Raw genomic sequence first — 13,498 nt, 5'->3', positions numbered from 1 at the left:
TCTATTATTGATTATTGAATTGTGGTGTCGTTTTGTTGAAGAATCATCACCAGCAACGCAGTTTGATACAGGGATTCACCATGAAACAGCACTACATTCGCAGCCAGCAGCAGATCACCCTCGTGAAGGAACTCTTCTCCCGCCACCTCGCCCAGCAGCTGGGTCTGATGGAGGTGCAGGCTCCCATCCTGAGCCGCGTCGGTGATGGGACTCAAGACAACCTGTCCGGCAGCGAGAAAGCGGTGCAGGTCAAGGTGAGAACCCTGCCTGAGCACACCTTCGAGGTGGTGCATTCGCTGGCCAAGTGGAAACGCCAGACCCTGGGCCGTTTCGGTTTTGCTCCGGGCGAGGGGCTCTACACCCATATGAAGGCCCTGCGTCCGGATGAGGAGCGCCTCTCACCGATCCACTCCGTCTATGTGGATCAGTGGGACTGGGAGCGGGTGATGCCGCAGGACCGCCGCGATCTGGCCTACCTGAAAGAGACGGTGCAGGCGATCTGGACCGCCATTAAGACCACCGAGCGCGCCATCTGCGCCGAGCATGACCTGACCCCCTTCCTGCCGGAAGCGATCCAGTTCATGCACAGTGAAGAGCTACTGCGCCGCTATCCGGAGCTGGATGCCAAGGGGCGTGAGCGCGCCATCGCCAAGGAGTTGGGGGCCGTGTTCCTCATCGGCATCGGCGGCGATCTCTCCCACGGTGAGCGCCATGATGTGCGGGCCCCTGACTATGACGACTGGAGCTCCGAGAGCGAGCTGGGTCTGGCTGGCCTCAACGGCGACATCCTGGTGTGGAACCCGGTGCTCGAAGACAGCTTTGAAATCTCCTCTATGGGGATCCGCGTGGACGCAGAGGCCCTGCGTCGTCAGCTCGCCCTCACCGGTGACGAGGACCGTCTGGCCTATGAGTGGCACCAGGAGCTGCTGGCCGGGCGCATGCCGCAGACCATAGGTGGAGGGATAGGACAATCGCGTTTGGCCATGTTGCTGCTGCAAAAGGAGCACATCGGGCAGGTGCAGGTTGGTGTGTGGCCGTCCGAGGTGAGGGAGCGTATCTCCGGACTGCTTTAAGAAGGCTTGCCTTCCCCGGGGGAGGTTCCCCCTGTGGCCCGCTCATCCCATGTCCGGCCGCATTCACTACATTCCTCTCGGCAATCTTCGGATTGCCGTTTTTTATGGATAAAAAACGCCGGCTCGGAGCCGGCGTTTTGGTTTTTGCGGTGTTTACTGCTCCAGCGTCAGACCGTTGCTGTCAGCCCCCAGGCGCAGCAGCTTGTCCGGTACCACCCGGCCGGAGAGGATGGCCTGGGCGAGCGGGTTTTCGACCTTCTGCTGGATGGCGCGCTTGAGCGGACGCGCCCCGTAGACCGGGTCGAAGCCGGCATGGGCCAGGCGGGTGAGCAGATCCTCGCTGACCTCCACCTGATAGCCCTGCTGCTCGAGGCGGGCCACCAGCCCCTTGAGTTGGATGCGGGCGATGGACTTGATGTGCTCCTCGCCGAGCGGGTGGAAGACCACGGTCTCGTCGATCCGGTTGATGAACTCGGGCCGGAAGCTGTGGGTTAGCACCTCCATCAGCAGGGCCTTCATCTCGTCGTAGTCCTTCTCGCTGTGGTGCTCCTGAATGAGATCCGAGCCCAGGTTTGAGGTCATGATGACCACGGTATTGCGAAAATCGACGGTGCGGCCCTGACCATCGGTGAGACGGCCGTCATCGAGCACCTGCAACAGGATGTTGAACACATCCGGGTGCGCTTTTTCCACCTCGTCGAGCAGGATCACCGAGTAGGGGCGGCGGCGCACCGCCTCGGTCAGATAACCCCCCTCCTCATAGCCCACGTATCCGGGAGGCGCCCCGACCAGACGCGAGACGCTGTGTTTTTCCATGAACTCCGACATGTCGATGCGCACCATGGCATCTTGGGTGTCGAACAGGAACTCGGCCAGCGCCTTGCACAGCTCGGTCTTGCCCACCCCGGTGGGGCCGAGGAACAAAAACGAGCCGATCGGGCGGTTCGGATCGGAGAGGCCGGCGCGGGAGCGGCGGATGGCGTTGGAGACCGCATCGACCGCCTCGTTTTGGCCGATCACCCGGCTGTGGAGCTGATCTTCCATGCGCAGCAGCTTCTCTTTCTCGCTCTCGAGCATGCGGGCCACCGGGATACCGGTCCAGCGGGCCAGCACGTCGGCGATCTCTACGTCGGTGACCCGATTGCGCAGCAGGCTGGTCTCCTGCATCTCGGCCTGGGTCGCCAGATCGAGCTGTTTCTCCAGCTCGGGGATGCGGCCGTATTGCAACTCGGACATGCGCCCCAAGTCGCCTGCGCGGCGGGCCACATCGAGATCCTGACGGGCCTGCTCCAGCGCCGCCTTGATGTGCTGGGTGCCGGCCAGGGCGGCCTTCTCGGCTTTCCACACCTCTTCCAGCTCGTTGTATTCAAACTCCTTCTCGGCCAGCTCTTGGTTGAGCAGGTCGAGGCGCTTGCGACTGGCATCGTCAGACTCCTTGTTCAGGGCCTGCTGCTCCAGCTTGAGCTGGATGATGCGCCGCTCAAGGCGATCGAGCGCCTCGGGCTTGGAGTCGATCTGCAACCGGATGCTGGCGGCCGCCTCGTCGATGAGGTCGATGGCCTTGTCCGGCAGTTTGCGATCGGCGATGTAGCGATGGGAGAGCTGGGCCGCCGCCACAATCGCAGGATCGGTGATCTGCACGTGGTGGTGCAGCTCATAGCGCTCTTTCAGGCCGCGCAGGATGGCGATGGTGTCTTCCACCGTCGGCTCTTCGACCAGCACCTTCTGGAAGCGGCGCTCGAGGGCGGCGTCTTTCTCCACGTACTGCCTGTACTCATCGAGCGTGGTGGCACCGACACAGTGCAGCTCACCGCGCGCCAGGGCGGGTTTGAGCATGTTGCCGGCGTCCATCGCCCCTTCGCCCTTGCCAGCGCCGACCATGGTGTGCAGCTCGTCAACGAAGAGGATGACGTTGCCCTCTTCCTTGGCCAGATCGTTGAGCACCGCCTTGAGGCGCTCCTCAAATTCGCCGCGGTACTTGGCGCCGGCCACCAGCGCGCCCATGTCGAGTGAGAGCACCCGCTTGTTCTTGAGTCCCTCCGGCACCTCGCCGTTGATGATGCGCTGGGCCAGTCCCTCGACGATGGCGGTCTTACCGACACCGGGTTCGCCGATGAGCACAGGGTTGTTCTTGGTGCGGCGTTGCAGCACCTGGATGGTGCGGCGGATCTCGTCATCTCGGCCGATGACCGGATCGAGTTTGCCGATCTCTGCCCGCTCGGTGAGATCGATGGTGTATTTCTCCAGCGCCTGGCGGTTCTCCTCGGCGTTGGCATCATCGATCTTCTTGCCGCCACGCACTTTGTCGATGGCCGCCTCGAGTTTTTCCTTGGTCAGCCCCTGGGCACGCAGCAGCTCGCCGAGGTTGCCCTTGTCGTCGAGGGCGGCCAGCACGAACAGCTCGGACGAGATGAACTGATCCTTGCGTTGCTGGGCCAGCTTGTCGCAGACGTTGAGCAGGCGGCCGAGGGCCGGGGAGAGCTGTACGTCGCCATCCACACCGCTGACGCGCGGCAGGCGATCGAGTTCTTCGCCCAGGCGCGAGCGCAGGGCGTTGACGTCCAGGCCGGTCAGCGTGAGCAGCGGACGGATAGAGCCGCCATCCTGATTGACCAAGGCGGTCATCAGGTGGACGGGGTCGATAAATTGGTGATCACGACCCAGTGCGAGTGACTGGGCATCGGAGATGGCAAGTTGGAACTTGCTGGTGAGGCGATCAAGACGCATCGCATTCCCCTTATAGAGACGCCGCTGTGCGGCAAAAACAACTTTCTGCAAGCAAAGATGAGGGCCGATAAGGGGATTTCAAGGGATCCGCTGCTGATTTTTTCTTCAGCAGCGGATCGCCGGTCACTCGAGCCAGATGAGCGAGGCCATACGACCGGTCTGACCGTCGCGGCGATAAGAGTAAAAACGGGTGGCATCGCTCACGGTGCAGAACTCGCCGCCGTAGATGGCGCTGACACCGGCGCGTCTCAGGCGTAGGCGCGCCAACAGGTAGAGATCGGCCAACCACTTGTCGGCGTTGGTCGAGGGCTTGAAGGCCTCGCTGGCCTCTGCTTGTTCGGTGATGAAGGCGGTGCGCACCTCGCTCCCCACCTCGAAGGCATCCGGGCCGATGGCCGGGCCGAGCCAGGCCAGCACCTCGGCCGGATCGCAGCCCATGGCCGTGATGCTTGCTTCCAGTACCCCGGCGTGCAGGCCGCGCCAGCCGGCGTGGGCGGCAGCGACGACGGTACCGGCGCGATCGCAAAACAGCACCGGTAGGCAGTCGGCCGTCATTACCACGCAGGGATGGCCGGGGGCATGGGCGCAGGCGGCGTCCGCCTCTGGCGCCGTGACAGACGGCGTGGCCGCAGGGTGCACGGTAATGCCGTGCACCTGGCTCAACCAGGGCAGGGTGTCTGGGATGGCGGCTTCGCGTTGCAGCAGGGCGCGGTTTTCCTCGACCCGCACCGGGTCATCGCCCACATGATCGCCCAGATTGAGACCGGCAAAAGGCCCCACACTGAGTCCACCCAAGCGAGTGGTGGAGAGGGCATGCACATTGGCCGGGGCCGGCCAGTCGGGCTGAATGAAGGAAAGCGGCATGATGGATTCCGATTCGGGTCAGGGATTGAGACCATAACGGCAGCGGAGTGCGGCGGCAAGCCCCGCAGGTCTCTTCTCCGAGAGCCTGATGTTTCGCTTCGAGCGAAGAGGTGGCGCCGTTGAGTCCGCCATGGCCAATGCCCGGCATGGTGAAGCAATAGATCGGGGCCTAGCCCCATGGAGGAGGCAAAGGGACTCTGACGATAAGGTGGGGGAGGTTAAGTTCGGGCGTTGAAAAAGAAGGGCCCCGTTGCGGGGCCCTCTGGATCACGGGTGCAGATCGAAGCGATCGGCGTTCATCACCTTGGTCCAGGCCGCGACGAAGTCGCGCACGAATTTCTCCTGGTTGTCATCCTGGGCATACACCTCGGCATAGGCGCGCAGTATGGAGTTGGAGCCGAACACCAGATCGACCCGGGTCGCGGTCCACTTCAACGCGCCGCTCTGGCGATCGCGGATCTCATAGAGATTGCTGCCCGCCGGTACCCACTGGTAGGCCATGTCGGTCAGGTTGACGAAGAAGTCGTTGCTGAGCACCCCGACCCGGTCGGTAAACACCCCGTGGGCCGTGCCGCCATGGTTGGTGCCGAGCACCCGCATGCCGCCGATCAGGGCCGTCATCTCGTGGGCGGTGAGGCCGAGCAGTTGCGTCTTGTCGAGCAGCATCTCCTCCGGAGTGACCACGTAGTCGCGCTTGAGCCAGTTACGATAACCATCGTGCAGCGGCTCGAGTACCTCGAAGGAGTCGACGTCGGTCATCTCCTGCGTGGCATCGCCACGGCCAGGGGCGAACGGTACTTCGAGGGGGACACCGGCCGCCTTGGCGGCCTGCTCGACCCCCAGGTTACCGGCCAGCACTATCACATCGGCCAGACTGGCACCACTCGTGGCGGCGATAGGCTCGAGCACGGCGAGCACCTTGGCCAGGCGTGCCGGTTCGTTCCCTTCCCACCCTTTTTGTGGCGCAAGGCGGATGCGGGCACCGTTGGCGCCGCCACGCTTGTCGGAGCCACGGAAGGTGCGGGCACTGTCCCAGGCGGTGGCGACCATCTCGGCGATGGAGAGGCCGCTCGCGGCGATCTCGGCCTTGATGGCTGCCACGTCGTAGTCCTTGCGACCGGCCGGCACCGGGTCTTGCCAGATGAGATCCTCACCCGGCACGTCGGGGCCGAGGTAGCGGGCCTTGGGCCCCAGATCTCTGTGGGTCAGCTTGAACCAGGCGCGGGCGAACACCTCGGAGAAGTAGGCCGGATCCTGATGGAAGCGTTCGGCAATTTTGCGGTATGCAGGATCGACCTTCATCGCCATGTCGGCGTCGGTCATGATCGGCATGCAGCGGAGGGAGGGATCTTCGACATCAACCGGCTTGTCCTCTTCCTTGATGTCGATGGGGATCCACTGCCAAGCGCCGGCCGGGCTCTTGGTGAGCGTCCACTCGTGACCGAGCAGCATGTCGAAGTAGCCGTTGTCCCAGCGGGTGGGGTGGGTGGTCCATGCCCCCTCAATGCCGCTGGTCACGGTATTGCGGCCGATGCCACGGGAGGTCTTGTTGAGCCAGCCGAGGCCTTGATCCTCTAATCCTGCGGCCTCCGGCTCCGGGCCCAGCAGCTTGGCGTCGCCATTACCGTGGGTCTTGCCGACCGTGTGCCCCCCGGCGGTCAGCGCCACCGTCTCTTCGTCGTTCATCGCCATGCGGGCGAAGGTGACACGGATGTCATTGGCGGTGCGCTGCGGATCGGGCTGGCCATCGACCCCTTCCGGGTTGACGTAGATTAGGCCCATCATCACGGCTGCCAGCGGATTTTCCAGGTCGCGCTGGCCAGAATAACGGCTGTGCTCACCGCCGCTCGGCGCCAGCCACTGCTTCTCCGAACCCCAGTAGATGTCTTTCTCCGGATGCCAGATGTCTTCCCGGCCAAAGGCGAAGCCGTAGGTCTTGAGGCCCATCGACTCATAGGCGATGGTGCCGGCCAGTACGATGAGATCGGCCCAGCTTATCTTGTTGCCGTACTTTCTCTTGATGGGCCAGAGCAGGCGGCGGGCCTTGTCGAGGTTGGCGTTGTCGGGCCAAGAATTGAGCGGAGCAAAGCGCTGGTTGCCGGTGGCGGCGCCGCCCCGTCCGTCGGCGATCCGGTAGGTGCCGGCAGAGTGCCATGCCATGCGGATCATCAGGCCGCCGTAGTGGCCCCAGTCGGCAGGCCACCAGGGCTGACTGTCGGTCATCATGGCGTGCAGGTCGCGCTTGAGGGCCGCAATATCGAGGCTCTTGAGCTCTTCCCGGTAATTGAAAGAGGCGCCCATCGGATTGGTCTTGCTGTCATGTTGATGCAGGATGTCGAGGTTCAGCGACGTGGGCCACCAATCGGTGTTCGAGTTGCCTGACTCGGTCATGGCGCCGTGCATGAATGGGCACTTACCCCCGGAATTTCCACCGTGCGTACTCATATTGCTCTCCCTTGAGTTGCGATACCGGTAGCCAGTCGTCTGAGGCTGCTACCTTGCTTGAACTAGGACTTTTATGAATCTATTGAGGTCACACTATAACGACAACGTTGGTTAATTGTGGATGAATACGGTTTCATTTTTATCGCTGAAGCAGTGTAGACCTTGGCGGAGTCCTTGAGCGGAGGGGGATGTATCCTGCGATGACGTACTTAGGAGGGGAGGAGGGGGTGCGTCAGTTTTTTACTGGATAAAGGATAGGGGCAGATAAAACAAAGAGCCCCGCAGATGGGGATCTGCGAGGCTCTCTGAAGTGGTGGCCCCTCCCAGACTTGAACTGGGGACCAAGCGATTATGAGTCGCCTGCTCTAACCACTGAGCTAAGGGGCCGAAATCGGCATAAGTGGCGGCGATTATAGGAGAATCGCCTTGGGCAGTCTATAGGTGGATCAATCACTTGTCGAAGCTTTGAGCAGGTTGGGGCCTGTCAAAACGGAATGAAAAAGGGCCCTGATGGGCCCTTCTAAAACACGAGACGTTTACTCGTCGAGGAAGCTACGCAGCACCTCGGAGCGGCTCGGGTGACGCAGCTTACGCAGCGCCTTGGCTTCGATCTGACGGATACGCTCGCGGGTCACGTCGAACTGCTTGCCCACTTCCTCAAGGGTGTGGTCAGTGTTCATGTCGATCCCGAAGCGCATGCGCAGCACCTTGGCTTCCCGTGCGGTCAGGCCAGCCAGCACTTCGCGAGTGGCGTTGCGCAGGCTCTCACTGGTGGCCGCATCAGCCGGCAGGGCGAGGGTGGTATCCTCGATGAAGTCGCCAAGATGGGAGTCTTCGTCATCACCGATGGGGGTCTCCATCGAGATAGGCTCCTTGGCAATCTTCAGCACCTTGCGGATCTTGTCTTCCGGCATACCCATGCGAATAGCCAGCTCTTCCGGACTTGGTTCACGACCCATCTCTTGCAGCATCTGACGAGAGATACGGTTGAGCTTGTTGATGGTCTCAATCATGTGAACCGGGATACGGATGGTTCTGGCCTGATCCGCGATGGAGCGGGTAATGGCCTGACGGATCCACCAGGTCGCATAGGTCGAGAACTTGTAGCCACGACGGTATTCGAACTTATCGACGGCCTTCATCAAACCGATGTTGCCTTCTTGGATCAGATCCAGGAATTGCAGACCGCGGTTGGTGTACTTCTTGGCGATCGAGATAACCAGACGCAAGTTGGCCTCAACCATCTCTTTCTTGGCGCGGCGGGCCTTGGCCTCACCGATGCTCATGCGGCGGTTGATGTCTTTAATCTGGGCGATAGAAAGACCGGTCTCTTCTTCGATCTGCTGCAATTTGCCAATAGAGCGCAGCACCTCTTCTTCCATGGCCACGAGCGGAGCAGACCACGCCTTGCCGGCTTGCTTCTGGTATTCGAACCAGGCGGTCTCGCACTCGTTATTGGTGAAGGCGCTGACGAAGGTCTTCTTCGGCATCTTGGCCTGCTCGACGCACAGCTTCAGGATGATGCGCTCTTGCACGCGCACGCGCTCCATCATCTCGCGCATGTTGTTGACCAAGCGATCGAACTGCTTGGGCATCAGGCGGAATTGGCGGAAGATGTCGGCCAGCTTGGCAATCTCAGCCTGGGTCTCGTCGTGAGCGCGACCGTTGGTGCGGATCGACTGACGGGTCACTTCGTACTGGGTGCGCAGCTCGGCAAACTTCTCGCGAGCGACTTCCGGATCCGGGCCACCGTCGCTGTCATCATCACTGCTGTCGTTGCCGTCTTCGTCCTCGTCCTCTTCTTCATCGTCGGAGCTGTCTTCGTCGGCAAGGTCATCCTCGCCCAGCTCGGAACCGATGTGAGTCGCGGAAGGACCCATCTCGTCCGCCTCATCCGGGTTGACGAAACCGGAGATGATGTCAGACAGGCGCAACTGCTCTGCCTCGAACTTGTCATACTGCTCGAGCAGGTAGGTGATGGCTTCCGGGTACTCTGCCACGGAGCTTTGTACCTGGTTGATGCCGTCTTCGATCCGCTTGGCGATGTCGATTTCACCTTCGCGGGTCAGCAGTTCAACGGTACCCATTTCCCGCATGTACATGCGGACCGGATCGGTGGTACGGCCAATCTCGGATTCAACAGAGGCCAGTGCCTGGGCTGCGGCTTCGGCCGCATCCTCATCAGCAGTGGCATCGGTCATGATCAGGTCGTCGGCATCAGGGGCGTTTTCCACCACTTGGATACCCATGTCGTTGATCATCTGAATGATGTCTTCGATCTGATCGGAGTCGACGATGTCCTGCGGCAGGTGGTCGTTCACCTCGGCATAGGTCAGGTAGCCCTGTTCTTTACCTTTGGCGACGAGGAGTTTAAGCTGCGACTGCGGGGTTTGCTCCATAGAACTCATCCGGTTGGTGATGCTAGGTTGCGCGATTCAATGCAATGAATGCGCTGACGCGCAAATAACCAATTCTAATAGAAAACCGCCAGACATGCTATGCCCGGTGGTGCGGTAGCGGTGAGAAACCCCTGCCCTCTGTATTGTTGGGGCCAGGCGGTCATCGGTCATATTGCTTCTTTTCATCCCGTCGATTCGGGTAACAGCACTGGATATAGGGGCTTGAGCTCTAAATATCAAGCCCCGTTGTCATTTCTTTTTTCCTGAGCCACCTCTTTGAGCAGCAACAGCAGCTCCTGGGTCTCATCTTGAGTCAGCCCTTCCTGGCTCACCTTGGCCTGTAGCTCCTCGATGCGTTGCTTGAGGAACAGGTTAATGAAGCCGATGAAGGTATCTTCCAGCTCCTGACGAACCGCGTCTGGCTCAATGTCCATTCCTTCATAGAGATCGTGCATGGCCAACTGAGCCAGGATCTCCCCCTCCTTGGTGCCACGCCAGTGCTCCAGCAAGATTGCGGTGGTGATGGCCGGTTGCGCCAAAATCTGCTGATGCAGTTGCAGCAGGAAGCTCATTCCTGCCACATGCAATCCCTCCAGTTCCGGCATGGCCGGCAGCTCTGCGGTGAGTGCAGGGTATTGCACCATCAGGGCCAGCGCCCGGCGCAGTGGCGTCAGTTTCCCCCGCTGGGGACGCAGGATATCGCTCTTGGGCTGACTATGGCGGGCAAACAGCTCGTCGAGACGCTGTTTGTTCTCCCCCCAGCGCATCATGCGTGAGAGGCGGGTGATGAGCCCTTCGCGGGTGAACCCTTCCGGCACGCGGCGAATTAGATCCGCGGCCTTGTTGGCCACCTCGTACTTGCCCGCTTCCCCTGAAAGGGCGGCATCGCGCTCGAGACGCTCGAACATGAACTCGGCGAACGGTTGAGCCTGATCGAGCAGTTCTTCAAATTCACTCTTGCCAATCTGGCGCACCAGGGAGTCAGGGTCCTCCCCGTCAGGCAGGAACACGAACTTAAGCTCGCGTCCGTCCTGTAGGTGGGGCAGGGCGTTGTCGAGCGCCCGCCAGGCCGCTTCGCGACCGGCGTTGTCTCCGTCGTAGCAGCAGACCACCTCGGCGGTGGTGCGAAACAAGGTGTGGATGTGATCGCTGGTGGTGGCGGTGCCGAGCGCCGCCACGGCGTAGTCGATGCCGTACTGGGCCAGGGCCACCACGTCCATGTACCCCTCAACCACCAGAACCCGGCGCACCTCTTTGTGGGCCTGACGCACCTCATAGAGGCCAAACAGCTCGCGTCCCTTGTGGAAGATGGGGGTCTCGGGCGAGTTGAGATACTTGGGGGTGCCATCACCCAGAACTCGTCCGCCAAAGCCGATGACCCGGCCACGTTTGTCACGGATCGGGAACATGATGCGATCGCGGAAGCGATCATAGCTGCCCGGGCCGTTGTCGCGCTGGATCAGCATGCCACCTGTGATGAGCTGCTGCTCCTGCTCACGGCCGGCGCCAAAGCGGCGGCGCACTTGATCCCATTCGTTTGGGGCGTAGCCGATGGCAAATTTCTTCACCACCTCACCCGTCAGACCGCGCTGCTTGAGGTATTCCACGGCCTGGGAGGCTGACTTGAGGTTGGATTCGTAGAAACGGGCAATCTGAGCCATCAGTTCGAACAGATCCTTGCTGACGGCAGGCTGGGATCCATAGGATCCGCCACCGCTCTGCTCGCGCGGTACTGTCATGCCATGCAGGCTGGCCAGTTCGTCGATGGCATCGGGGAATTCGAGGCCGTCATAGGCCATGACAAAGCCGATGGCGTTGCCGTGGGCTCCACAACCGAAGCAGTGGTAGAACTGTTTGTCGGGGCTGACCGAGAAGGAGGGGCTCTTCTCGTTATGAAAGGGGCAGCATGCCTGATAGTTTTTACCGGCTTTCTTGAGGCGCACCCGGCTGTCGATCAGCTCGACAATGTCGGTGCGATTCAGAAGGTCATCGATAAAGGATTGCGGGATGCGGCCTGCCATGGTTGCCCTTGTTCAGAGAATAAAAAAGCCGCGCATTCCGGAGAAGCACGGCTTCTTTTGACTAACGCAAGTTCCTGCCTTATGCCAAACGGGCTTTCACCTGAGCGCTGACAGCGCCTACGTCGGCACGTCCCTGGATCTTCGGCTTGAGAACGCCCATTACCTTACCCATGTCAGCCATGACGGCGGCACCGGTATCGGCAACGGCCTGCTCGATCAGGGTGGCGATCTCCTCGGCGGTCAGCTGCTGCGGAAGGAACTCCTGCAGTACAGTAATCTCGGCGGCTTCGACGTCGACGAGATCCTGACGGCCGGCGGCCTCGAATTGAGCGATGGAGTCGCGGCGCTGTTTGACCATCTTGGTCACCACAGCCACGATCTCCTCGTCACCCAGTTCGGTGCGGCTATCCACTTCACGCTGCTTGATCTCGGCCATCAACAGACGGATGGTGCCAAGGCGGGCCTTATCTTTGGCCAGCATGGCAGCCTTCTGTTGATCCTTGAGCAGATCTTTCAGAGACACGGCAGTTAACCTGGATTAGTACAGACGGATGCGGCGTGCGTTCTCGCGAGCCAGCTTCTTGGCGTGACGCTTAACTGCGGAGGCCTTGGCGCGCTTGCGGATGGTGGTCGGCTTTTCGTAGAACTCACGGCTACGAACTTCGGACAGGATACCGGCCTTTTCGCAAGAACGCTTGAAGCGACGCAGGGCTACGTCAAACGGCTCGTTTTCACGGACTTTAATTACGGGCATGTGCCTTTCACCTCGGTGATAAATGGGTTGCTGGGCGCAAGGCGCGAACAGCATGACTTAAAATGGTGCGAAATTATACTCAGCTTCGGGAATGAAAGTAAACCCGGCAGAGATCGCTGGTCTAAAAAACTCGCGAAGGGTACCATAACCGCCACATTTTAGCAGTGAAAAATTTGAAGCAATGCGTGTATTGGGTATCGAGACGTCCTGTGACGAAACCGGGATCGCGATCTTCGACGATCAACATGGGATCCTCTCCCATCAGCTCTACAGCCAAGTCAAGCTCCATGCGGATTACGGCGGTGTCGTACCCGAGCTGGCGAGCCGCGATCATGTGCGCAAGACGATCCCCTTGATCCAGGCCGCATTGAAGGATGCCGGCCTTGATAAAGATGGCATCGACGGTATCGCTTACACGGCCGGCCCCGGCCTGGTCGGAGCCCTGCTGGTCGGCGCCACCATAGGCCGCTCACTGGCCATGGCCTGGGGCAAGCCGGCGGTGGCGGTGCACCACATGGAGGGGCACCTGCTGGCCCCCATGCTGGAAGAGAACGCCCCCGCGTTTCCGTTTGTTGCTCTGCTGGTCTCCGGTGGCCACTCCATGCTGGTGCGGGTCGATGGCATCGGTCGCTATCAGGTGCTCGGTGAATCCATCGATGACGCCGCCGGCGAAGCCTTCGACAAGACTGCCAAGCTGATGGGACTCGATTATCCGGGTGGCCCGCTGTTGTCGCGCCTGGCCGAGCAGGGCACGCCGGGGCGCTTCGTCTTCCCCCGCCCCATGACCGATCGCCCCGGGCTCGACATGAGCTTCTCCGGCCTCAAGACCTTTGCCGCCAACACCATAGCGGCCGAAGGGAGTGACGAGCAGACCCGTGCCGACATCGCCCACGCCTTCCAGGCGGCGGTGGTCGATACCCTCGCCATCAAGTGCCGCCGTGCTCTGAAAGAGACCGGTCTCAAGCGTCTGGTGGTGGCGGGGGGGGTCAGTGCCAACCGTTACCTGCGTGCTCAGCTGGCTGAGATGATGCAAGATCTCGGCGGTGAGGTGTTCTACCCGCGCACCGAGTACTGCACTGACAACGGCGCCATGATCGCCTACGCCGGCATGCAGCGCCTCAAGGCCGGAGTGTTTGAGCCGCTTGAGGTCAAGGCGGTGCCGCGCTGGCCGTTGGACACGCTGGATCCCGCCTGATCTCTAGGATCTTGCGATAA

Annotated in this window: 9 protein-coding genes and 1 tRNA gene; 2 read left to right on the top strand and 8 right to left on the bottom strand. The window is 61.1% G+C overall.

Annotated features, from left to right (window positions below; genetic code table 11):
- Positions 1-80 precede the first annotated feature (80 nt).
- On the top strand, positions 81-1,073 hold the full coding sequence (asnA, locus tag FE240_RS15300; RefSeq protein ID WP_042044951.1) for an aspartate--ammonia ligase: 993 nt from the start codon (positions 81-83) through the stop codon (positions 1,071-1,073).
- Positions 1,074-1,226: 153 nt separating this feature from the next.
- On the opposite strand, the gene clpB is transcribed toward asnA, so the two are convergent.
- The 8 genes from clpB to rpsU form a co-directional block, all read right to left on the bottom strand.
- Positions 1,227-3,800 carry an ATP-dependent chaperone ClpB gene (gene clpB / locus FE240_RS15295; protein ID WP_193002173.1) on the bottom strand — a complete coding sequence of 858 codons (2,574 nt, stop codon included), beginning with the start codon at positions 3,798-3,800 and terminating at the stop codon, positions 1,227-1,229.
- A gap of 123 nt (positions 3,801-3,923) precedes the next feature.
- The gene (pgeF, locus tag FE240_RS15290) at positions 3,924-4,664 is read right to left on the bottom strand and encodes a peptidoglycan editing factor PgeF (protein ID WP_193002170.1); all 741 of its coding nucleotides are present in this window, start codon (positions 4,662-4,664) and stop codon (positions 3,924-3,926) included.
- A 267-nt stretch (positions 4,665-4,931) separates the two neighbouring features.
- Positions 4,932-7,109, bottom strand: coding sequence for a catalase/peroxidase HPI (gene katG, locus FE240_RS15285; protein ID WP_193002167.1), 2,178 nt, complete (start codon positions 7,107-7,109; stop codon positions 4,932-4,934).
- Positions 7,110-7,420: 311 nt separating this feature from the next.
- Positions 7,421-7,496: transfer RNA gene (locus FE240_RS15280), tRNA-Ile, on the bottom strand.
- 149 nt (positions 7,497-7,645) lie between these two features.
- On the bottom strand, positions 7,646-9,508 hold the full coding sequence (rpoD, locus tag FE240_RS15275) for an RNA polymerase sigma factor RpoD (RefSeq protein WP_042047741.1): 1,863 nt from the start codon (positions 9,506-9,508) through the stop codon (positions 7,646-7,648).
- Between the two features lie 236 nt (positions 9,509-9,744).
- Positions 9,745-11,529: a DNA primase gene (gene dnaG / locus FE240_RS15270; RefSeq protein WP_193002165.1), complete on the bottom strand. Its 1,785-nt coding sequence runs from the start codon at positions 11,527-11,529 to the stop codon at positions 9,745-9,747.
- Positions 11,530-11,608: 79 nt separating this feature from the next.
- Positions 11,609-12,052: a GatB/YqeY domain-containing protein gene (locus FE240_RS15265; protein WP_193002162.1), complete on the bottom strand. Its 444-nt coding sequence runs from the start codon at positions 12,050-12,052 to the stop codon at positions 11,609-11,611.
- A 15-nt stretch (positions 12,053-12,067) separates the two neighbouring features.
- Positions 12,068-12,283, bottom strand: a complete 216-nt coding sequence (gene rpsU / locus FE240_RS15260) for a 30S ribosomal protein S21 (protein ID WP_005350755.1) — start codon at positions 12,281-12,283, stop codon at positions 12,068-12,070.
- Between the two features lie 181 nt (positions 12,284-12,464).
- Between rpsU and tsaD the strand changes: the two genes are divergently transcribed.
- Complete coding sequence (gene tsaD / locus FE240_RS15255; RefSeq protein ID WP_193002158.1) at positions 12,465-13,478, top strand: tRNA (adenosine(37)-N6)-threonylcarbamoyltransferase complex transferase subunit TsaD; 1,014 nt, start codon at positions 12,465-12,467, stop codon at positions 13,476-13,478.
- Positions 13,479-13,498: the final 20 nt, after the last annotated feature.

The organism is Aeromonas simiae, assembly GCF_014892695.1.
Taxonomy (GTDB): domain Bacteria; phylum Pseudomonadota; class Gammaproteobacteria; order Enterobacterales; family Aeromonadaceae; genus Aeromonas; species Aeromonas simiae.
This window is presented reverse-complemented; position numbering and strand designations above follow the sequence as displayed.

Coding starts and splice junctions, on each gene's coding strand:
- asnA (WP_042044951.1), top strand. CDS start 81: ATGAAACAGCACTACATTCGCAGCCAGCAGCAGATCACCCTCGTGAAG.
- clpB (WP_193002173.1), bottom strand. CDS start 3,800: ATGCGTCTTGATCGCCTCACCAGCAAGTTCCAACTTGCCATCTCCGAT.
- pgeF (WP_193002170.1), bottom strand. CDS start 4,664: ATGCCGCTTTCCTTCATTCAGCCCGACTGGCCGGCCCCGGCCAATGTG.
- katG (WP_193002167.1), bottom strand. CDS start 7,109: ATGAGTACGCACGGTGGAAATTCCGGGGGTAAGTGCCCATTCATGCAC.
- rpoD (WP_042047741.1), bottom strand. CDS start 9,508: ATGGAGCAAACCCCGCAGTCGCAGCTTAAACTCCTCGTCGCCAAAGGT.
- dnaG (WP_193002165.1), bottom strand. CDS start 11,529: ATGGCAGGCCGCATCCCGCAATCCTTTATCGATGACCTTCTGAATCGC.
- rpsU (WP_005350755.1), bottom strand. CDS start 12,283: ATGCCCGTAATTAAAGTCCGTGAAAACGAGCCGTTTGACGTAGCCCTG.
- tsaD (WP_193002158.1), top strand. CDS start 12,465: ATGCGTGTATTGGGTATCGAGACGTCCTGTGACGAAACCGGGATCGCG.